The organism is Bradyrhizobium sp. 149, from assembly GCF_023073915.1.
Lineage (GTDB): Bacteria > Pseudomonadota > Alphaproteobacteria > Rhizobiales > Xanthobacteraceae > Bradyrhizobium.
Genome location: NZ_JADPKK010000022.1, coordinates 1,391,788 through 1,412,720, shown reverse-complemented (window position 1 = coordinate 1,412,720; position 20,933 = coordinate 1,391,788). Strand labels below are relative to the sequence as shown.

The window sequence follows — 20,933 nt, the reverse complement described above, 5'->3', positions numbered from 1 at the left end:
GACCGCGAGCAGAGCGGCGCGCGCGAGGTGCCCAAAAGAGATCCTTCGCGTGGAGCACCTCACTGCGCGCGAATGTCGGCGGCCTTCAGCACTGGCTCCCATTTGGTGGCCTCGGCATGCATGTAGGCATCGAAATCCCCGGGCGAGGAGCCGACCGGGGCTGCGCCGATCTTGCCGAGCGTCGACAGCACGTTCGGGTCCTGCAGCGCCGCCTTCAGATCGGTTTCGAGCTTCGCCACGATCTCCGGCGGCATCTTGGCCGGACCAAGAACACCCCACCAGACCGAGACGTCGTAACCTGACACGCCCGCCTCGGCGACAGTCGGAACGTTGGGCAGCGCCTTGGACCGCTCGGCCGAGGTCACCGCGAGCGCGCGGACCGGGCCGCCTTCGAGCTGGGCGATGGCTTCCGCAAGCGGATTGATGCTGAGCGGGATGTCGCCGGCGATTACGGCGGTCAGCGCGGGCGCGCCGCCCTTATAGGGGATCGCGACGATCTTGGTGCCGGACATGTGCTTCAACAGCTCACCGGCGAGATGCGCGGAAGTGCCGTTGCCGGACATGCCGTAGGAAAGCTTGTCCGGCTCCTTTTTCGCCGCAGCGAGGAGATCGCCGAGCGTCTTATAGGGGCTGTCCTTAGCGACGACGATCGCGAGCGGCGAGGAGGCGACCTCGGTGATCGCGGTAAAATCCGTGAACGTGTCGTAAGGCACGCTCGGATAAATGAACTGATTGAGGGGATGACCGCTCGCGACGAGGATAAGCGTGTAGCCGTCGGGCGCGGCCTGCGTCAGTGCCTGCGAGGCGACGATGCCGCCGGCGCCGGGGCGATTGTCGACCACTGGCTGTTGGCCCCAGGTCTTCGCCAGCGCCTGACTCAGCGTGCGCGCGAGCACGTCGACCGCGCCACCGGCGGCATAAGGGACAAGGATGTGAACCGGCTTGCTCGGATAATTGTCAGCGGCCTGCGCGACGCCGCCCGCCAGCAGCAGACCGGCACCCAGCATCAAGCCGCCGATATTCTTGTTCAAACCCAGCATTTTCCAGCACTCCTTGCGGGCGTTTGCGCGCGGACCGTCGGTCTTTCGAGCCGTCCGGACGCTGCCCATGGTTTTTGTTGACGAGACCTGATCTTTTGTACGATAGTACAAATCACATGGTACGCAAGCCCACCAGCAAGGAAACGGCCCGCAAGCCGAACATGCGCGAGGCGATCCTCGCCGCGGCCGAGGAGCTGTTCGCCACCAACGGCTTCAACGCCGTGTCGGTGCGCGATATCGCACAGGCCGCCGGCGCCAATCCCGGCAGCGTGACCTATCATTTCAAGACCAAGGACGGCCTGCTGCTGGAGATCTACCGGCGCCATTGCGGGCCGATGAACTTGCGCCGTTCCGAGCTGCTCGCGGCCGCCAAGCGCGTGCGTGATCTCCAGGACCGGCTCGAAGCGGTGGTGCGGGCCTATGTCGCGCCGGCCTTCACCTCGGGCAGCGATCTTGCCGGGGGCGGGGCGCGGTTCACGCGGCTGCGCGCGGTGATGTCCGCGGAGGGCAACGAGGTCGCGCGAAAAATTATCGCGCAAACTTTCGACGACACCAGCCACGCCTTCATCGATGCTATCCACGACAGCCTGCCGCACGTTCCGCGCACCGACATCGTCTGGCGCAGCCACTTCCTGCTCGGCGCGCTCTACTACTCGCTGGTAACGCCGGATCGCGTCTCCCGCCTGTCGCGCGGCGAGGCGGACGGCAGCGATGCCGCCAGCGCCATCGAGCAGCTGGTGCAGGCCACCGTCGCTGCGTTCCAGGCGCCGGCGCTCGATCAGGCCGCGCCGGCACGGCGGCGGCCCGTCGTCAGCAAGACTTGAAAGAAACCGCCCAAGAGGAGGCGCGGCCTCGCGCTTCCGCTCGCAAGCGGACCATGTGCAAGCGTGCTTAAGTGACGGGGTGTTGAGGACATGAACAGGCGAGATTGCTTGCATCTCTTGACCGGACTGGCCGGCGCAACGCTCGTGAGCGAGACGCACGCGCAAGGGGCGGAGCCGAAGGCGATCTCGACGATCGCGCCGCCGGATCCAAATCCGAAGACGCCGTCGTTCAAGCTGCCGGCAAAATCCTGCGACAGCCATGCCCACATCTTTGGACCGGCGTCTCGTTATCCCTTTGCGGAAAAGCGTCCCTACAACACGGCTGATGCGCCGCTGGAGGCGTTTCGCAGCGTGCACGAGACAATCGGCGTCGAGCGCTGCGTGATCGTCAATGCGACCGTGCACGGCACCGACAATCGCGTCGTCACCGACGCCATCGCCCAGAGCGAGGGTGCCTATAAGGGCATCGCCAACGTCGACGACGAAATGACCGACAAGGAACTGGCGGCGCTCGACAAGGGCGGGATCTGCGGCTGCCGATTCGCCTTCCTCAAGCGCCTCGGCGGCGTCGGCGACATGACCAAGTTTCAGCGCATCGTGCATCGTGTCGCCGAACTCGGCTGGCACATCGACGTCTATTTCGAGCCGGGCACGATCGCCGAATTTGCGCCCATCCTCACCGCGCTGCCGACGCCTTACGTGATCGATCACATGGGAACGGTTCAGGCCGCGAAGGGGCTCGACGATGCCGGCTTCACGGCCTTGCTTGATCTCCAGAAGAGGGACGAGAAGTGCTGGGTGAAGATCACCGGGCTCGAACGTGCCTCCAGCGTCGGCAAGCCGTTCCACGACGCGGTGCCATTCGCAAAAGCGCTGATCGCCAATGCGCCCGATCGCGTCATCTGGGGCACCGACTGGCCGCACCCCAACGTCAAGATCATGCCCAATGACGGCGACCTCGTCGATCTGATTCCCCACTACGCGCCTGATGAGAAGGTCCGGCAAAAACTGCTGGTCGACAATCCGGCGCGCCTGTTCAAGTTCAGCTGATGAGCATCATGTACACGCCGACCATTCCGCCGCCCGATCCGGACACGCGCACGCCGAAGTTCAGGCTGCCGAAGCTGTCTTGCGATGCGCATTGCCACATCTTCGGGCCCGGCGCGAAATACCCTTACGCGCCGGACCGCTCCTACACGCCGCCGGATGCGCCGCTCGAGGATTTCCGTGCGCTGCATGCCAAGCTCGGCGTCGAGCGTGCCGTCATCGTGAATGCCAGTGTGCACGGCACCGACAACACGGTGGCGCTTGACGCCATCGCGCAGAGCAACGGCGCCTATCGCGCGGTTGCCAATATCGACGACACCATCACCGAACGCGGGCTTCGCGTGCTGCACGAGGGCGGCTTCCGCGGCTGCCGCTTCAATTTCGTCCGCCATCTCGGCGGCGTTCCCGACAAGAGCATGTTCAATCGGGTCATCGCGATGGTGGCGCCGCTCGGCTGGCACATCGATCTGCATTTCGACGCGATCGATCTGCCTGAATATGCAGATATGCTGGCAAGATTGCCGCTGAGTTACACCATCGACCATATGGGGCGGGTGAAGGCGTCCGACGGGCTCGATCAACTGCCGTTCAAGATCCTGATCGAGCTGATGGAGCGCGACGAGAAGTGCTGGGTCAAGATCTGCGGCTCCGAACGGGTGTCCTCGGCCGGCCCGCCGTTCACCGACGCCGTGCCGTTCGCGCGAAAGATCGTCGAGACCGCGCCCGACCGGGTCATCTGGGGCACCGATTGGCCGCATCCCAACGTCAAGGCGATGCCGAATGACGGCGATCTCGTCGACCTGATCCCGCTGTTCGCGCCGGAGCCGGAATATCAGCAGAAGATCCTCGTCGATAATCCGGCGCGCCTGTTCGAGTTCGACCAATGACGGCGCTGGCGATCGACAAGCCGCGCGGCCGCGCCTGGTGGAAGGAGCTCTGGATCCAGGTGCTCATCGCCATGGCGGCCGGCGTCGCGCTTGGGATCGTCAATCCCGAGGCGGGCGCCAAGATGCAGCCTCTGGGCGATGCCTTCATCAAGGCGATCCGGATGCTGATCGCGCCGATCATCTTCTGCACGGTCGTCCACGGCATCGCGCATATGGCCGACATGGCCCGTGTCGGGCGCGTCGCCGTCAAGGCAATCGTCTATTTCGAGATCATGACCACGATCGCGCTGATCATCGGTCTCGTCGCCGTCAATCTGCTCAAGCCCGGCGTCGGCATGAACATCGATCCCGCCACCATCAATGCCAGCGCGATCGAGCCCTATGTCAAGCAGACCGGCGTGATCGGCTTCGTGCCGTTCCTGATGAACATCGTGCCGGCGACGTTCATCGGCGCGTTTGCCGAGGGCAACATCCTCCAGGTTCTGTTTATCTCCGTGCTTTGTGGCTTTGCGCTGGTGCAGCTCGGTGAGCGGGCTGCACCGCTGGTCAATCTCATCGACATCGCAGCCAAGATGGTGTTCGCCGTCGTCGGTTTCGTGATGTGGGCGGCCCCGATCGGCGCATTCGGCGCCATCGCCTTTACGGTCGGAAAGTTCGGCGTCGGCTCGCTGGCCTCGCTCGGCAAGCTCCTCGGCGGCTTCTATCTTACTTGCGTGATCTTCATCATCGTGGCGCTCGGCCCGGTGGCACGGATCTGCGGCTTCTCGCTGCTCAAGCTGATCCGCTACATCTGGGAAGAGCTGCTGATCTGCATCGCTACCACGTCGTCGGAGACGGTACTGCCGCGGATGCTGACCAAGCTGGAGCAGGCCGGCTGCGAGCGCAGCGTCGTTGGGCTGGTGATCCCGACCGGCTATTCCTTCAATCTCGACGGCACCTGCCTCTACCTTGCTGCCGCCTCGGTGTTCCTGGCGCAGGCAACCAACACGCCGCTCGGGCTCGCCGAGCAGATCGAGCTGCTTTTGATCCTGCTCGTGACCTCCAAGGGCGCGGCGGGAATCGCGGGCGCCGCCTTCGTCGTGCTGGCGGCAACGCTATCCGCCACCGGCAGCATCCCGGTGACGAGCGTGGCACTCGTGCTCGGCATCCACCGCCTGATGTCGCAGGGGCTGACGCCGACCAATCTGATCGGGAACGCGGTCGCGACCATCGCGATTGCCAAATGGGAAGGCGCGCTCGATGGCGAACGCCTGAAGCGCGTGCTCGACCGCGAGGAACCCGCCGCGGCGGCTTGACGAACTTAGGACGCTTACGAACAAAAGAGGGGAGTTTGTCCCATGAAAACAGGTCTCGTGATCACGGCCCATCCGGGCGATTTCGTCTGGCGCGCGGGCGGCGCCATCGCGCTGCATGCGAAGAAGGGCTTTCGCATGAAGATCGTCTGCATGTCCTTCGGCGAGCGCGGCGAGAGCCAGTTTGCCTGGAAGGAAAAGGGCGCGACGCTGGAATCGGTCAAGGCCGGTCGCAAGGACGAGGCGGAGCGTGCCGCAAAGCTGCTCGGCGCCGAGATCGAGTTCTTCGATTGCGGCGACTATCCGCTGAAGCTGACCGAGGCGCATTTCGACCGGATGGTCGACATCTACCGCGAGTTCAACCCGAGCTTCGTGCTGACGCACGCGCTGGAAGACCCCTATAATTTCGACCATCCCAATGCGGCGCATTTCGCGCAGGAAACCCGCGTGGTCGCGCAGGCCATGGGCCATAAGCCCGGCGCGCAGTACCAATATTCGGCGCCGCCGGTGTTTTTGTTCGAGCCGCACCAGCCTGAGCAGTGCAATTACAAGCCGGACCTGCTCCTCAAGATCGACGAGGTCTGGAAGGAGAAGTACGAAGCGTTCCAGATATTGGCCGCGCAAAAACACCTCTGGGGCTATTACGAGCGCGTCGCGCTCAATCGCGGCATCCAGGGCAGCCGCAACACCGGCGTGCCCATGACCTACGGCGAGGCCTATCAGCGCCTGTTCCCGACGGTTGCGGAGGTTTTGGCATGAAGCCGGTTGTCGTTCGCAACATCAAGCGTGCCGATCCCGCCGGGATGGCGGAGTACGGCGTCTCGACCGTGCACGAGGCCTATGGGCGCGTTGGCCTGATGAAGCCTTATCTGCGGCCGGTGTGGCCGGGCGCGGCGATTGCCGGTCCTGCTGTCACCGTGCTGGCACAGCCCGGCGACAACTGGATGATCCATGTCGCGGTCGAGCAGTGCAAGAAGGGCGACATTCTCGTCGTCGGCTGTACCACCGACAACACGGACGGGATGTTCGGCGAGTTGCTCGCGACCTCGCTTCAGACGCGTGGCGTGCAGGGGCTGATTATCGATGCCGGCTGCCGCGACGTCAGAGCGCTGCACGAGATGAATTTTCCGGTGTGGTCGCGCGCGGTTTCGGCCAAGGGCACGGTGAAGGCCACGCTCGGCTCGGTCAACGTCCCCGTGGTCTGCGCCGGCGTCAACGTCGACCCCGGCGACATCGTCGTGGCCGATGACGACGGCGTCGTGGTGGTGCCGAAGCGCTACGCGGCCGAGGTCGCCGACAAGGCGAAGAAGCGCAACGCGGACGAAGGCGGCAAGCGCAAGCGGCTGGCTTCGGGCGAGCTGGGCCTCGACATGTACAGCATGCGCGAGGCCTTGGGGAAGGCCGGGCTCGTCTATGTCGATAATCCCGAGGACGTCTGAAGCCAAGAAGAGAACAAGATGAGAAGCGGAGTGGGCCGATGGATCGTCTCAAGCTGAAAGCCGTGCTCGGCAGTCACCCCCATGTCCAGGCGGTGAAGAGCGGCGAGCTTCGCTCCGACCGCTTCGATCTCGACTTCATCGCGTATACGCCGACCAACATGGCGTTCAAGCCGATGGTGCGCGAGCAGGCCTTCGACGTCTGCGAGATGGCGATCGTCACCTATTTGATGGCGAAGGCGCATGACAAGCCGCTGGTGCTGCTGCCTGCCACCATGCTCGGCCGCTTCCAGCATTCCTACGCGCTCTATAATCCTGCGCATGGAACGCTCGCGCCGTGCGATCTGGAGGGCAAGCGCGTCGGCATTCGATCGTTCACGACCACGACCGGCGCCTGGATCAGGGGCATCCTCGCCAACGATTGCGGCGTCAACCTCGACAAGATCCGCTGGATCACCTTCGAAGACCCGCATGTTGCCGAATATGTCGACACCACCGAGCGCGCGCCGAAGGACAAGAAGATCCTCCAGATGCTGCTCGACGGCGAGCTCGACGCCGTCCTCGGCGAGGCCTCGAGCGATCCCAAGCTGAAGACGCTGTTCCCCGATCCGGCCGCGGAAGCCGCCAAATGGTACGCGCGTCGCGGCGTCGTGCCGGTCAACCATCTCGTGGTCGTGACCGAGCAGCTGGCGAGATCGCGCGCTGATGTGGTCGCGGCGGTCTATGATCTGCTCAAGCGGAACAAGGAACAGATCGGCACTGCGGCAACACCTGATCTCGTGCCGTTCGGGTTCGAGGCCAACAGAAAGCCGCTGGAGCTGATCCTCGACTACGCGTACCAGCAGGGGCTGATCCCGCGCCGCTACGCGGTTGAGGAGCTGTTCGACGAGACGACGCGAGGACTGAACTGATGGCGGGTGATCCCAAGCGATGGCAGATCGGGCTGGTCGGTTACGGCGAGGTCGGCAGGATTTTGGCCGAGGATCTACGCCAACAGGACATCAAGGTCTCGGCCTATGACATCAAGCTCGGAGGCGAGCAGGGTGCTTCGCTGAAGGAGCATGCGGAAAAAATCGGCGTGTGGCTCGCAGCCTCGCACGCCGAACTGACCGCCAGATCCGATTTCATCATCTCCGCGGTCACCGCGAGCCAGGCCGTGCCGGCGGCAAAGGCTTGCGCGGCCGCGATCAATCAGGGCACCTGGTTCCTGGATTTCAATTCCGCGTCTCCCAGCGCCAAGCAGCGCGCCGCGGCCCTGATCGACGGCGCTGCCGGACGCTATGTCGAGGGCGCGGTGATGACATCGGTACCGCCTTATCGCATCAAGGTGCCGCTGCTGCTCGGTGGTCCCGGTGCCAGGGAGCTTGAGCCGCTCTTGAACGCGATCGGTTTTGCGGCAAAGGTTGCGAGCGACGAGCTCGGTGTTTCCTCGGCGGTGAAGATGTGTCGCAGCATCATGATCAAGGGCCTAGAGGCCATGGTCATCGAAAGCTTCACCACCGCGCGCGCCTATGGCGTCGAGGATGCGGTACTGGCTTCACTGGCGGAAACCTTTCCCACGATCGATTGGGAAAAGCAGGGCGCTTATTGCTTCCAGCGCGTGATCGAGCATGGCCGCCGCCGCGCCGAGGAAGTCCGGGAGGTCGCCGAGACCGTGCGTGAAGCGGGGCTGACGCCGTGGTCCGCGCAGGGCACCGCCGAGCGGCAGGCCTGGGTGGCGGACCTTGCCGATGAAGGCCTGTTCGGAACGAAAGGCACCAAGGAGTTCGCACGCAGCGCCGACTGGCGCACCGAGGCGGACCGAATCCTGGCGAAGATCAATCGCGAGAAATAAGGCGGCGCCTGCTCAGGACTTTGCCGTGCGACAGCCAGTGAGCTCGTCGCGGGCGCGTTCGATCAGCGCCATCAGGTCTTCGGCCTTGCGGGCGAGCCGGTCGCTGGCGGCTTCGGTACGGAATTCTGCGCGGATCGACCGAATGCACTTGTCGGCGGTATCGAGCGTCAGGAGCATGCGCGTCAGGTCATCCTGCGTCTGGACGCTTGCCAGATCAAGGTCCGACAGCACATGCCCGATGCCGTCGAGCCGCTTCACGGCGGCCTCGCTGGGCGTTCTCGCGCGAATGGAGTCGATGCTGCTGAATGCGCTGAACATGTCGATGCTTCCCGTTGAATGCAGACTTCAGTGCAGGCCCTATTATTGGCCGGCACCGCGGGACTTGCAATGCGCGCAGCTATCGAGAATCAGCAAGAAACTGCTATCCGGGAATCTACCGGATTCGGAATTTTGGAACGATCGCCGGTAACATCGAACGGAAGCTGCGCGAAAACCAGCCGCTCTCAATGCAGATATGCATTGAGAGCAGATCAAGAACCGGGTCTGAACAGAGTGGGCCGTTGCCGCGCAAAAGTCTGCCGGCCGCTCTTGAATCCCATCACGATGTCCGGCAGCTCGGCGATCGCGAAGCGGCTGTCCTGCGTATCGAGCACGACGAGATCGGCGGGGTTTCCGATCTTGATGCCGTAATCCCTGAGGTTCATCAGCCGCGCCGGCAGCTCGGTCACGAGATCAAGGCAGGTATCGAAATCGTTGACCGGGGCATGCGCGACATTGGCGTAGAAATTCGCCATTCGCAGCAGCGAGGCATCGCCGAACGGCGTGAAGGGATTGAGCACGTTGTTGGTCGCGACCGAGCACACCACGCCGTCGCCGGCGAGCTTGTGGGCAAGCGTCAGCCCGCGTGGCGCGTTGTGGGTCGCCTCACGCCCCATCAGATAGAGATCGGTTGCAGGCAACACGGTGACGGCAACGCCGGCTCGCGCGAGTTGCGCGGTGGCAGCCTTCAGCCGCTCCGGTGCCAGTGCGGAGAGTTTCGTCGCATGGCCGATTGCGACGCGCCCCCCGTATTTGCGCCCCTCGGTCTGCCGGCAGACCTCGTCGAGGTGCCACCAGGAGGGATCGAGGTCGAAATCGAGATGGAGATCGACGTCGACATCGAATTCCTGTGCCAGGTCGAAGATGCGCGCGAGATGGGCGTTCGGATCGGTGTCCGTGTAGGGGCAGCCGCCGATCACCCCGCCGCCGTTGCGCAGCGCCTGGATCAGCAGCTCCTCGCTGCCGGGATCGTTAGTGAGGCCTTCCTGTGGAAAGACGCAGAGCGACAGGTCGATCGCCCAGGCATAATCACGCTTCAGCGCCTTGACCGCCTCGAAGCCGCGCAAGCCAATGCGCGGATCGATCTCGACATGGGTTCGCATGCGGGTCGTGCCGTGCACGATGGCGCGTTCGAGCACCTTTGCGCCGCGTGCATAGACGTCTTCGATCGTAAAGTCCTTCTTCATCCCGGCGACGGCGCGGATCGCTTCCGAGACGCTGCCGTGATCGTGCCCGCAGCGGCCGAGCAGGCAGGCCTTGTCGAGATGGATGTGGCTGTCGACGAAGCCGGGCAGGGCGAGGCGCCCGCCGACATCGACCTCGACGGCCTCGCAGGCGAGCGTCGGTTCGATGGCGGTGATCCGGCCGCGCGTGACGCCGATATCCATTGGGTCGGCAGCCCCGCGCAGCACGGCATTGCGAAAGATGAGGTCAAAGGCGGATTGCGCGGTCATGGCTCCTGCGGAAGGAATTTAGTGCAGCCAGCCGCGGTTGGCGGCTCCAGATTGTCGGCAGTGTAGCGAGGGAAATGTTCAAAATATATGCACGTATTCCCCGATGGCGGCGCTAGTATTCCCCAAAGCCGGGAGAATGAGCCATGTCCATTGCCGCAAGAGCCGAAGCCGGTCCGTTGTTCGATGCCGGGATCGTGGAAGCCTATCTCACCGCATCGATGATCCCCGATCCGGACACCGCGGCAGCCTATATGGCGCCGGGCACGGTCATCACCTTTACCGGCGGGCGCGAGTTCGATCATCCGCGCGGCCCGACCGCCTTCAACGCCAAGCGCTACCGCTGGGTCAAGAAGAGGATGGACCGGTTCGACGTCTGCCCCGGCGACGGCGAAACCGTGGTCTATAGCGTCGGCACGCTCTATGGCGAATGGAAGGATGGGACCCCGTTCGAAGGCAACCGCTACGTCGATCGCTTCGTGGTGCGGAATGGCAAGATCACCAAGATGGACGTCTGGAACGACAGCGCCGAGCGCATCCTGGTCCAGCGCGGCATCGACGCGTAACAGCCAGCCCGGCGCTTGGGCCCGGCCGTTTCCGCGCGGACAAGCTGACCGGTCAGCATATCGCAAGCGGCGATAGCTGATAGGCGCAAGCTCGTCTGGCCGCTGCCACGCGCCTGCGCTATCAACGGTGCGATTGCTGCGCCCGGCATGGAGGCGCAAGCGTCCTCGAGGAGCCCCCGATGCGTCTACCTACCGTTCTCCTGGCCCTCACATGCCTTGCGACTGTCGCCTCCGCCGAAGACCTGTCGGGCACGCTACAGAAAGTGAAAGAAACGAAGAAGATCACGCTGGGCTATCAGGAGGCCTCGGTCCCCTTCAGCTATCTCGACGGCAACCAGAAGCCGGTCGGCTTTGCCATGGATATCTGCCTTGGAATCGTGGATGCCGTGAAGAAGCAGCTCGGCATGCCCGACATCGCCGTCGACACTATCGCCGTGACGTCGTCGAACCGGATTCCGCTGATGGTCAACGGGACGCTCGACTTGCATTGCTCGGCCACCACCAACAACGCCGATCGCCAGAAGCAGGTTGCCTTCACCAACACGCACTTCCTCAGCGCCACGCGATTTGCCGCCAAAAGGGCCGCAAAGATCAACACGATCGACGATCTCAAGGGCAAGGCGGTGACGGCAGTGGCCGGCTCGGTCAACCTGACGCAGCTCGCCAAGGTCAACACCGAGCGCAATCTCGGCATCAATGTGATGCCGGCCAAGGATCAGGCCGAAGCTTTCCTGTTGCTCGAAACCGATCGCGCCCAGGCCTACGCGCTCGACGACGTGCAGCTCGCGGTCGCGATTGCGCGATCGAAGGAGCCGCAGCTCTTTATGATCAGCGAGGAGACGTTCTCGAAGCCCGAGCCTTACGGGATCATGCTGCGGCGGGAGGATGCGCCCTTCAAGGCGCTTGCCGACCGCGCGACTGCAGAGCTGTACGCCAGCCCGGAGATTGAGGTCCTCTACAAGAAGTGGCTGGAATCGCCGACGCCGCCGAGCGGCCTCAACTACAACGTCCCGATGTCACCGGCCCTGCGCGACGCCTTCAAGAAGCCCAGCTCCAGCTTCGATCCTGATGTCTATGTGGTCAACTGAGGCGAGGGCTGTCGTCGCCTGAGGGGGCGCGCAAGCGGCCCGCCGAGATGTCAGCATCCGTCCAACCCGTGCCGCCCTTCGGGTCCTGCGCCGGGTGCGGCCAGCCTGCCGAAGGATATCGGTCCCGAGGAACTTGCGGTCGTCTTCGCGAGCCTCCAGCGCATAGAACAGCGGGCAAGCCGAGATCCGGGCGCGCGTCGAAGGCGTGTTCGATCCGATTGCGCCAAGAAACAGCCAGTGTTGGCGCGGCCCGGTGGCATTCTTGCGGCTGCTCGACAAGTGGCGCAGGGAGGGCAATTTGGACGGACTGGAACTGTCGTATGATCACGCCATGGAGTCGGCGCCTTCGTCCGGGTAAGCTCGGGCATCGGATTGCGGCAGACAGAGAGGACATCGGAATGACTAGGGGGAGAACTGTGGCCGGGGCGGTTTTTGGGGCGATGACGCTGCTCGGCTGCCTGGCGCCCGCCGCCTACGCCGCGCAATGCGGCAGTTCGTCGGCCGGCTTCGAGGCCTGGAAGCGCGAGTTCAGCGCGGAGGCGCAGGGCAAGGGCATCGGCCAGACCGCGCTCTCGGCGCTGATGCAGACCAACTACGCCAGTGCCACCATCGCGGCCGACCGCGGCCAGCGCAGCTTCTCGCTGTCGCTCGACCAGTTCCTCGCCAAGCGCGGTGCCACCACCATCGTTGCCAAGGGCCGCCAGCTCAAGCAGTCGCAGGCCGCCTTGTTCGCCTCGATCCAGCAGCGTTATGGCGTCCCGCCGGGGCCGCTGATCGCGATCTGGGGCATGGAGACCGGATTCGGCAGCCAGCGCGGCAACCAGAACATGCTCTCCTCGATCGCGACGCTCGCCTATGACTGCCGCCGTCCCGAATTCTTCACCGATCAGCTCTATGCGGCGCTGAAGCTGATCGATCGCGGCACGCTGTCGGGGGCAACCCGCGGCTCGATGCACGGCGAAGTCGGCCAGACCCAGTTCATGCCCAAGAACATCCTGGCCTACGGCACCGGCAATCTCGAAGTTGCCGCCAATGCGCTGAACTCGACGGCGAATTTCCTCAAGGCCCATGGCTGGCGCGCAGGAGCCGGTTACCAGCCGGGCGAGCCGAATTTCGCCGCCATCGAGGCCTGGAATGCCGCCGGCGTCTATCAGAAGGCGATCGCCCTGATGGGACGGCAGATCGACGAGGGCGGAGGAGCGGCCGCCTCGCGCTGACGAGAACCCCGTTTCAGACGGGCTCTCGATTGTTGCTTTGACGCGTTTTCTTGACGCGACCGGCATGCACTTCGCTCGAAAACGCTCTGGCTCAGCAAGGCGTGATGCGCCGGCAAGAGAAAGTTGTTGCCAACTGGAACCGACGGCACGAGGTTTGCTTTGATCGAACAGGGCTGGGCATGAGGAGACTCAACATGGCAACCCAGATCGTGATGGACCAGACTGGCGACACGCGCCACGAGTTTGATCCTGGCAATGCCGAAGCGCTGGCGCGGGCCGAACGGCGCTTTCGGGAGCTGACCGGAGCCGGCTTCACGGCCGCGCTGCGAACCGGACCCGGCGAAGTCACCCGGATCCGATCGTTCGACCCGAATGTGCAGGAAACGCTGTTCTATCCTCGCCTGGTCGGCGGTTGATCTGAGCTGCTCATGATCGCGGCAGTCTGGCTCCGCGGGCCGGCGCGTGCGCGTCTGCATGCGCTACGCGAACTCTATCGGCGGTTCTTCGGCGAGAACACGCCGGATGCTCGCGGCCGTCGGCTTCTGGCCGAATGGCTGTCACCGGCGCAGCGGGCGCAGTTCGAGCAGCACCGGTATTTCGATGTCGTCGGCTGCGATACCGGCAAGACCTATCGCATCCATTATGGCACGGCCGCCAATGTCCATGAGATCGACGAGGCCGGAATTGCGACCATGGGGTGGTGCTTCGTCCCGTCGGGCTTTCTCGTTCCCGGCGACGTGATGCTCGCGCAGAAGATCGCGCTCGAGACGGACGAGAGGGGCGCGCTCGCACTCGCCAACCGGTTTCCGGCGGCAACGCATTCGGAGCACTTCTACCGGCGGCCGTTCTAGGACGAGGCGATCAGTAATGCGTGGTGCGATAGGCATCCACCGCGTGCGCCGCAAAAACGCCGATACTACAAAGCGCGAGCACGGCCGAGATCAGCTCGATCATAGTTCGTCCTCCTGCGGCGGCAGGGCCAGGAGGTGCTGACAGCAGGAATAATCCCAGATCAGGTCAAGAAGAAATTGCATGGTGGCCGTCCCTGTATGATTTTGACGATTAGATAACCGACCAACTGTTTCAGGCGTGTTTCGTCGCACCCGGAAATGGGTTTCTTGGGAGAATCCCAGGCTGGTTTGTGCGCTGCGGAGCCGCTACATCCGGCTCCTTCCCCAATCCTTTGTGGCCGCGAGGCGGCGCATCACATTGCGAGGCGAAATCATGGCGCAGGTCGAGTGGTTCGACGATCTCACCATCGGAATGCAGTTCAAATCCCCCGAAGTTCAAGTCACTGAGGCCGACATCAAGCGCTTCGCGGCCGAGTTCGATCCGCAGCCGATGCATCTCGACCACGAAGCTGCCAAGCAGACCCTGTTCAGGGGCCTCGCTGCCTCGGGATGGCACACCGCCGCGATTGCCATGAACCTCGCGATCCAGACCCGCCCGTTCGGCCCGCATCCGCTGATCGGCGCCGGCGTCGACGGGCTGCGCTGGACCGTCCCGGTGCGGCCCGATGACCGCCTGCATCTGGTCGGAGAGGTTATGAGCCTGACGCCGTCGAAGTCGAAGCGCAGGGCATCGCGCTGGTGAAATGGACGATGTTCAACCAGAGCGCCGAGGAGGTTTACACCTTCACCCCGATCGCGATCGTGCCGCGGCGGGAGTAGGGCACAGGCGCAGCTCTACACCGCCGTCTGAAGCCCTTGCGGGTCACCGGCAGAGGTGGTCATCTCAGTCGGGGAAGACGCTGGAGGCTGACATGAAACGATCTCTTCTCGCCGCCGGGGTGCTGGCCGGCGTCTTGAGCGCAGTTGCTCTGACCGCAAGACCGGTGCAGGCGCAGCAGTCCAAGGTCGGCGACTGGACCATCGAGAAGCGCACGCAGGACGCACATTGCAACGCGAGCCGCGGTTACAAGGACAAAGAAGACGAGAACCGCGACTACGTCATCGTCATCACCTATTCCGAGAAGGCTATCGTCATCGTGATGATCTATGACGGCTGGGAGTGGGACAAGGTCGGCGAGATCCTCCGGGCCGACGTCGGCACCGATGACGCCGATATCATGAAGAAGGCGAAGTGGGAGGTCATGGACAAGACCACCGTGCGCGGCATCTTCGAATATGATCGGTCCATGATGGACCGGCTGTCCAGGGCCAAGCGTCTCTCGCTCGATTTCGAGGGCGATGACGACGACAGCATCGAGATGCAGGTGCCGCGGGCCGGCGAAGCGCTGGCGGCGCTGAAATTCTGCGAGGAGAATCGGAAGTAAATTGCCGGCGCCGGTCGGGCAGCTGTTCGCGATCGCGCTGCTGGTCGGACATCAGGATCTGTCGTCGAAAGCCTTCGTCGATCTCGCGGTCAGCCTGCCGGCACTGTTTGCAGGCTCCGCGCTCGGCGTGATCGCCTTCCACAGGGTCAACGAGACGGTCTTTCGCAAGACCGTGCTCGTTCTGTTGTTGCTGTCAGGGATTTCCCTGATCTAGTGCCCGACGGTTTGCACCGGCGCCGCGCTGGTGTCGCTGCCGTGATGCGTCAGCGGCGTCATGCCTGTGACGGTCCGCAGCAGCACATAGAACACCGGCGTCAGGAACAGGCCGAACACGGTGACGCCGATCATGCCGGAGAACACGGCGACGCCCATGGCGCGCCGCATCTCGGAGCCGGCGCCGGTGGACAGCACCAGCGGCAAGACGCCCATGATGAACGCCATCGACGTCATCAGAATCGGACGCAACCGCAGCCGGCTCGCCTCGATCGCTGCCCGGATCGGCGTGCGGCCTGCGAATTCGAGCTCGCGCGCGAATTCGACGATCAGGATGGCGTTCTTGGCCGAGAGTCCCACCAGCACGATCAAGCCGATCTGGGTGAAGACGTTGTTGTCGCCCTTGGAGAGCCAGACGCCGAACATCGCGGCCAGCAGACCCATCGGCACGATCATGAGGATCGAGAGCGGCAAGGTCAGGCTTTCATAGAGTGCGGCCAGCACCAGGAACACCAGCAGGATCGCCAGCGGGAACACCCAGAGGCCGGAATTGCCGGCGATGAACTCCTGATAGGTCAGGTCGGTCCATTCGAAGGCAAAGCCGGGCGGCAATGTCTCCGCCGCGATCCGCGTCGCGACTTCCTGGGCCTGGCCCGATGAAAAGCCGGGCGCAGCCGCCGCGTTGATGTCGGACGACAGGAAGCCGTTGTAGCGGATCGCACGCTCCGGACCCGCGCTCTGGCGGATCGTGAGCAACGCCGACAGCGGCACCATGTCGCCGGAGGATGAGCGCACCTTCAAGTGCCTGATGTCGTCGGCCCGCGCGCGGAACGGCGCGTCGGCTTGGACGTAGACGGAGTAGGTACGTCCAAACTTGTTGAAGTCGTTGACGTAGTAGGAGCCGAGGTAGATCTGGAGCGTATTGAACACCTCAGTCACGGGCACGCCGAGCTGGAGCGCCTTGGTGCGGTCGATGTCGGCGAAGAGCTGGGGCACGTTGACCTGGAAGCTCGAGAACACGCCGGCGATCTCCGGCGCCTTCTGCATCGCCGCCATGAATGCATTGGTCGCCTCGTTCAGCGCCTCGTAGCCGAGACCGGCGCGATCCTCGATCTGCAGCTTGAAGCCGCCGATGGTGCCGAGCCCGTTGACTGGCGGCGGCGGGAACATGGCGATGAAAGCTTCCTGGATGCCAGCGTACTTCTTGTTGAGGTCGGCGGCGATTGCATTGCCGCTCAGTGCGGGGCCTTTGCGCTCCTCGAACGGCTTCAGTGTCGAGAACACGATGCCGGCGTTGGAGGAGTTGGTGAAGCCCGAGATCGACAGGCCCGGGAACGCCACCGAGCTCTCGACACCGGGCTGGGTCAGCGCGATGTCGCTCATCTTGCGGATCACGTCTTCGGTGCGGTCGAGCGTCGCTCCGTCGGGCAGACGCGAGAAGCCGACCAGATACTGCTTGTCCTGACCCGGCACGAACCCGCTCGGGACCTGCTGGAACAGGAAGGCGGTCACCCCGACCAGGACCACATAAAGGCCCATGACGGCCGCCTTGCCCGAGATCACCTTGGTGACGGTGCCGCTGTAGTTGTTCGAGGAGCGTGTGAACACCTTGTTGAAGCCGCGGAAGAACCAGCCAAGGCTCTTTTCCATGATGAGCGTCAGCCGATCCTTCGGCTCGTTGTGACCCTTGAGCAGCAAGGCGGACAGCGCCGGTGACAGCGTCAGCGAGTTGACCGCGGAAATCACGGTCGAGATCGCAATCGTCAGCGCGAACTGCTTGTAGAACTGCCCGGTGAGGCCGGAGATGAAGGCGAGCGGCACGAACACCGCGATCAGCACCATCGCAATCGCGATGATCGGCCCCGATACCTCGCGCATCGCCTGGTAGGTAGCGTCGCGCGGCGACAGCCCGCCCTCGATGTTGCGTTCGACGTTCTCGACCACGACGATGGCGTCGTCGACGACGATGCCGATCGCAAGCACGAGGCCGAACAGGCTGAGCGCGTTGATGGAGAAGCCGAACACGTGCATCACCGCGAAGGTGCCGACGATCGACACGGGCACCGCCAGCAGCGGAATGATCGAGGCGCGCCAGGTCTGGAGGAACAGGATCACCACCAACACCACCAGCGCGATCGCCTCCAGCAGCGTGTGGATCACAGCCTCGATCGACGAGCGGACGAATTGGGTCGGGTCGTAGACGATCTGGTAGGACACGCCTTCCGGCATGTTCTTCTTGATCTCGGCCATGGTGGCGCGAACGTGGTCGGAAATCTCCAGCGCATTGGAGCCGGGCGCCTGGAAAATCGGGATCGCCACCGCCTGCTTGTTGTCGAGCAGCGAACGCAGGCCGTATTGGGAGGCACCGAGCTCGATCCGCGCGACGTCGCGCAGCCGCACCACTTCGCCATGCGTGCCGGTTTTGACCACGATGTCGCCGAACTGCTCCTCGTTCGCAAGCCGTCCCTCGGCGTTGACGGACAGTTGCAGATCGATGCCCTTGACGTTCGGCGAGGAGCCGACCACGCCGGCGGCGGCCTCGACGTTCTGCGCCTGGATCGACTTGACGATATCGCTTGCGGTGAGGCCGTGCTCGGCGGCCTTCTGCGGATCGACCCACACCCGCATCGAATAGTCGCCGGCGCCATAGAGTTGGACATCGCCGACGCCGTCGATCCGCGCCAGCCTATCCTTGACGTTGAGCACCGCGTAGTTGCGCAGATACGTCATGTCGTAGCGGTTGTTCGGCGACAGCAGATGCACGACCATGGTGAGGTCGGGCGAGGACTTCTTGGTGATGATGCCGAGCTGGCGCACCACGGCGGGCAGGCGCGGCTCGGCCTGCTGCACACGGTTCTGCACCAGCTGCGTCGCCTTGTCAGGATCGGTGCCGAGCCGGAACGTGACCGTCAGCGTCATCGCGCCGTCGGTCGTCGCCTGGCTCGACATGTAGAGCATGTTCTCGACGCCGTTGATCTGCTCCTCGATCGGCGTTGCCACCGTCTCCGCGATCACCTTCGGATTGGCGCCGGGATAGGTCGCGCGGACCACCACCGAGGGCGGCACCACGTCCGGATATTCCGAGATCGGCATCGCGAACAGCGAGATCAGGCCGGCGAGAAAGATCAGGACCGACAGCACGCCGGCGAAAATCGGACGGTCGATGAAGAATTTTGAGAGATTCATGGCCTTGCCCCTGCGCAATATCCTGCGTGTCTCCGGTAACTCGCCCGTCATTCCGGGGCGCGCGCCAAGCGCGCGAACCCGGAATCCGGAGGTGAAGTGATCGGAGTTTCTAAAGCTCGAGGTTCCCAGGTGCGCAATTGCGCACCTTGGTTTGCGCTACGCGCGCCCCGGAATGACGGTGAACATCAGCGCTGCACGACGTCCTGATTGCTGTGGTTGGATGCCTGCTGCGGCCCGCGCGCGCCCATTGCCGCGACCTCTGTCTTGAGCAGGGCACCCGGGCGCACGCGCTGGAGGCCGTTGACGATGATGCGGTCGCCGGTCTTCAGCCCCGCCGTCACGATACGCAATCCGTCGACCGAGCCACCGAGCGTGATCGGCCGGTAGACCGCACGGCTGTCGTCGCCAACCGCCATCACGAACTTCTTGTCCTGATCGGTGCCGATCGCGCGCTCGTCGATCATCACCAGCGTCTGCTGCTTGGGCTGGCCCATGCGCACGCGGGCGAACTGGCCGGGGATGAGACGCCCGTTCTCGTTATCGAACACCGCGCGGACACGGATGGTGCCGCTCTGGCCGTTGACCTGGTTGTCGATGAGCTGGATGTGACCCTTCGCCGAGAGGCCGCCGGAGGTCGCCATCGCGACCGGGATCTGGTCGAGATTGCCGCGCTTGCCGGAGACCTCGGAAATCGAGTTCAACGCCCGCACCACCAGCTCTTCATCTGCGTCGAAGGACGCGTAGATCGGATTGACGGAGACCAGTGAGGTCAGCACCGGGGAGGCGGTGCCGGCGGCGACGAGATTGCCGACGGTGATCTCGATCTTGCCGACGCGCCCGTCCACGGGCGCACGCACCTCGGTGTAATCGAGATTGAGCTTCGCGGTCTGGAGCGTCGCCTCGGCCGCCTTCACGTTGGCGATGGCTTCGCGGTGGGCGTTCTCGCGCTGGTCGTAGTCGCGCCGCGTGACCACGGCGTTGCCGACGAGCTGCGCGCCGCGCTCGAGCTCACTCTGGGTAAACACGACGCGCGCTTTCGCAGCTTCGAGCTGGGCCGCGGCCTTGTCGACTTCCGCCGCGTAGGGTGCCGGGTCGATCTTGAACAGGATGTCACCTGCCTTCACCAGCGCGCCTTCTGTAAAGTTGGTCGCAAGGATCGCACCCCCGACGCGGGGGCGAAGCTCGACCCGGTTGATGGCTTCCAGCCGGCCGGAGAAGTCGTCCCACAGCACGGTCTGCCGTGGCTCGATCATCGCGACGGTGACCGAGACGGCTTGTTCAGCCGCAGCGGCCGTTGCCGTCGCCTGGGCTGCGCGAAAGTAGTGGCCGGTCGCAATCGAGCCGGCGACGGCGAGGGCGCCCACGATCGCCGCGCCGCCCAGGAGGCGGCGGAAACGGCCGGTGCGGCGAGCATTTTGGGCAGTATTTTGGGAGGGATGCATTTGCGCGCTCCAGATATGTAGTGTTCACTACAGATGTGGAGCTGGATACCGCAGCGCAAGATACTTATGTACCATTCACTAAGAAAATTGTAGCGGCTTACCGCAAGAATGGAAGCCGGCGCAGAAAATAAAGCTAGAACAAATAGATAGATCAAGCGTTAGGTTGAGGGACGGTCCAGTTTCCGAGGAGAACAGGCACATGGGCATGGGACGCCCCCGCGAATTCAACGCCGAGACGGCGTTGGACCAGGCGATGGAAGTGTTTTGGCGCCATGGCTATGAGGGCGCCACCATCGCCCAGCTCACCGAAGCCATGGGCATCAATCCCCCGAGCCTCTATGCGTGTTTCGGCAACAAGGAAGGCCTGCTGAAAGCCGCGCTGGATCGCTACACCAAACTGCGCGGCGTCTGGATGGAGGAGGTGGTCGCGGCACCCACGGTCCGCGAGGTCGCCGAGCGAATGCTGCTGGGCATCGCCGAAAAGCAGACCGACCCCGCCAATCCGCCCGGCTGCCTGCTCGTCCAAGGCGGCATCGCCTGCGGCACAGGCTCCGAAAATGTCCCTTTTGAGCTCGCCGCCCGCCGTGCCGAGAACGAAGACCAGCTCCGCGATCGGTTCATTCGCGCCAAGGCCGAAGGCGATCTCAAGGAGAGCGCCGATCCCGCAGCGCTGGCGCGCTATGTCTCCGCCGTCGCTGTGGGCATGGGCGTGATGGCGTCTTCCGGCGCGGATCGTGAAGCGTTGCGGCAGGTGGCGAGCATGGCGGTGCAGGCAGTCGAGGCGCAGGCGGCTCACGGAAAGTGATCGCTGCCGGCG

General features: G+C 64.0%; 20 protein-coding genes and 2 pseudogenes. 17 read left to right on the top strand and 5 right to left on the bottom strand.

The genetic code is table 11. The features are described 5' to 3' along the window. Positions 1-59 precede the first annotated feature (59 nt). Entirely contained in the window at positions 60-1,040 is a 981-nt protein-coding gene (locus IVA88_RS24455) for a tripartite tricarboxylate transporter substrate binding protein (RefSeq protein ID WP_247499712.1), read from the bottom strand. A gap of 116 nt (positions 1,041-1,156) precedes the next feature. Here IVA88_RS24455 and IVA88_RS24450 point away from each other — a divergent pair, with 116 nt between their 5' ends. From IVA88_RS24450 to IVA88_RS24415, 8 genes are all read left to right on the top strand, one after another. Then, on the top strand, positions 1,157-1,864 hold the full coding sequence (locus IVA88_RS24450; RefSeq protein WP_247499711.1) for a TetR family transcriptional regulator: 708 nt from the start codon (positions 1,157-1,159) through the stop codon (positions 1,862-1,864). A gap of 90 nt (positions 1,865-1,954) precedes the next feature. After that, on the top strand, positions 1,955-2,914 hold the full coding sequence (locus IVA88_RS24445) for an amidohydrolase family protein (protein WP_247499710.1): 960 nt from the start codon (positions 1,955-1,957) through the stop codon (positions 2,912-2,914). Beyond that, positions 2,914-3,798, top strand: a complete 885-nt coding sequence (locus tag IVA88_RS24440) for an amidohydrolase family protein (protein ID WP_247499709.1) — start codon at positions 2,914-2,916, stop codon at positions 3,796-3,798. Before IVA88_RS24445 ends, IVA88_RS24440 begins: the two co-directional genes overlap by 1 nt. Next, positions 3,795-5,093, top strand: a complete 1,299-nt coding sequence (gene dctA / locus IVA88_RS24435; RefSeq protein ID WP_247499708.1) for a C4-dicarboxylate transporter DctA — start codon at positions 3,795-3,797, stop codon at positions 5,091-5,093. Before IVA88_RS24440 ends, dctA begins: the two co-directional genes overlap by 4 nt. 42 nt (positions 5,094-5,135) lie before the next feature. Continuing rightward, positions 5,136-5,849 (top strand): PIG-L deacetylase family protein, encoded by a 714-nt coding sequence (locus tag IVA88_RS24430; protein ID WP_247499707.1) that lies wholly within the window; start codon positions 5,136-5,138, stop codon positions 5,847-5,849. Continuing rightward, positions 5,846-6,529, top strand: coding sequence for a 4-carboxy-4-hydroxy-2-oxoadipate aldolase/oxaloacetate decarboxylase (locus tag IVA88_RS24425; RefSeq protein WP_247499706.1), 684 nt, complete (start codon positions 5,846-5,848; stop codon positions 6,527-6,529). The genes IVA88_RS24430 and IVA88_RS24425 overlap by 4 nt, the downstream gene beginning before the upstream one ends. A 38-nt stretch (positions 6,530-6,567) precedes the next feature. After that, positions 6,568-7,437 (top strand): hypothetical protein, encoded by an 870-nt coding sequence (locus IVA88_RS24420; RefSeq protein ID WP_247499705.1) that lies wholly within the window; start codon positions 6,568-6,570, stop codon positions 7,435-7,437. Next, positions 7,437-8,360, top strand: a complete 924-nt coding sequence (locus IVA88_RS24415; RefSeq protein ID WP_247499704.1) for an NAD(P)-dependent oxidoreductase — start codon at positions 7,437-7,439, stop codon at positions 8,358-8,360. The genes IVA88_RS24420 and IVA88_RS24415 overlap by 1 nt, the downstream gene beginning before the upstream one ends. A 12-nt stretch (positions 8,361-8,372) precedes the next feature. Here IVA88_RS24415 and IVA88_RS24410 read toward each other — a convergent pair whose 3' ends face one another. Then, entirely contained in the window at positions 8,373-8,678 is a 306-nt protein-coding gene (locus tag IVA88_RS24410) for a hypothetical protein (RefSeq protein ID WP_247499703.1), read from the bottom strand. A 212-nt stretch (positions 8,679-8,890) separates the two neighbouring features. After that, on the bottom strand, positions 8,891-10,132 hold the full coding sequence (locus tag IVA88_RS24405) for an amidohydrolase family protein (RefSeq protein WP_247499702.1): 1,242 nt from the start codon (positions 10,130-10,132) through the stop codon (positions 8,891-8,893). A gap of 143 nt (positions 10,133-10,275) precedes the next feature. Here IVA88_RS24405 and IVA88_RS24400 point away from each other — a divergent pair, with 143 nt between their 5' ends. The 8 genes and pseudogenes from IVA88_RS24400 to IVA88_RS24365 all read left to right on the top strand — a co-directional run. After that, the gene (locus IVA88_RS24400) at positions 10,276-10,695 is read left to right on the top strand and encodes a nuclear transport factor 2 family protein (RefSeq protein ID WP_247499701.1); all 420 of its coding nucleotides are present in this window, start codon (positions 10,276-10,278) and stop codon (positions 10,693-10,695) included. A 179-nt stretch (positions 10,696-10,874) separates the two neighbouring features. Continuing rightward, a complete protein-coding gene (locus IVA88_RS24395) occupies positions 10,875-11,783 on the top strand; it encodes an amino acid ABC transporter substrate-binding protein (protein WP_247499700.1) in 909 nt (302 codons plus the stop codon). 398 nt (positions 11,784-12,181) lie between these two features. Continuing rightward, positions 12,182-13,000, top strand: coding sequence for a lytic murein transglycosylase (locus IVA88_RS24390; protein ID WP_247499699.1), 819 nt, complete (start codon positions 12,182-12,184; stop codon positions 12,998-13,000). Positions 13,001-13,194: 194 nt separating this feature from the next. Next, entirely contained in the window at positions 13,195-13,416 is a 222-nt protein-coding gene (locus IVA88_RS24385; RefSeq protein ID WP_247499698.1) for a hypothetical protein, read from the top strand. A 12-nt stretch (positions 13,417-13,428) separates the two neighbouring features. After that, complete coding sequence (locus IVA88_RS24380; protein ID WP_247499697.1) at positions 13,429-13,851, top strand: hypothetical protein; 423 nt, start codon at positions 13,429-13,431, stop codon at positions 13,849-13,851. A gap of 373 nt (positions 13,852-14,224) precedes the next feature. Continuing rightward, positions 14,225-14,670: pseudogene (locus tag IVA88_RS24375) on the top strand (MaoC family dehydratase). 92 nt (positions 14,671-14,762) lie between these two features. Further along, a complete protein-coding gene (locus IVA88_RS24370; protein ID WP_247499696.1) occupies positions 14,763-15,275 on the top strand; it encodes a hypothetical protein in 513 nt (170 codons plus the stop codon). Positions 15,276-15,294: 19 nt separating this feature from the next. Then, positions 15,295-15,489: pseudogene (locus IVA88_RS24365) on the top strand (sulfite exporter TauE/SafE family protein); the annotation flags it as partial. On the opposite strand, the gene IVA88_RS24360 reads toward IVA88_RS24365, so the two are convergent. Then, positions 15,486-18,674: a multidrug efflux RND transporter permease subunit gene (locus tag IVA88_RS24360; protein ID WP_247499694.1), complete on the bottom strand. Its 3,189-nt coding sequence runs from the start codon at positions 18,672-18,674 to the stop codon at positions 15,486-15,488. The pseudogene IVA88_RS24365 and the gene IVA88_RS24360 overlap by 4 nt on opposite strands. Before the next feature lie 185 nt (positions 18,675-18,859). Then, positions 18,860-20,116, bottom strand: coding sequence for an efflux RND transporter periplasmic adaptor subunit (locus tag IVA88_RS24355; RefSeq protein WP_247499693.1), 1,257 nt, complete (start codon positions 20,114-20,116; stop codon positions 18,860-18,862). Positions 20,117-20,315: 199 nt separating this feature from the next. Here IVA88_RS24355 and IVA88_RS24350 point away from each other — a divergent pair, with 199 nt between their 5' ends. Next, a complete protein-coding gene (locus IVA88_RS24350) occupies positions 20,316-20,921 on the top strand; it encodes a TetR/AcrR family transcriptional regulator (RefSeq protein ID WP_247499692.1) in 606 nt (201 codons plus the stop codon). The last annotated feature ends 12 nt before the right edge of the window (positions 20,922-20,933 follow it).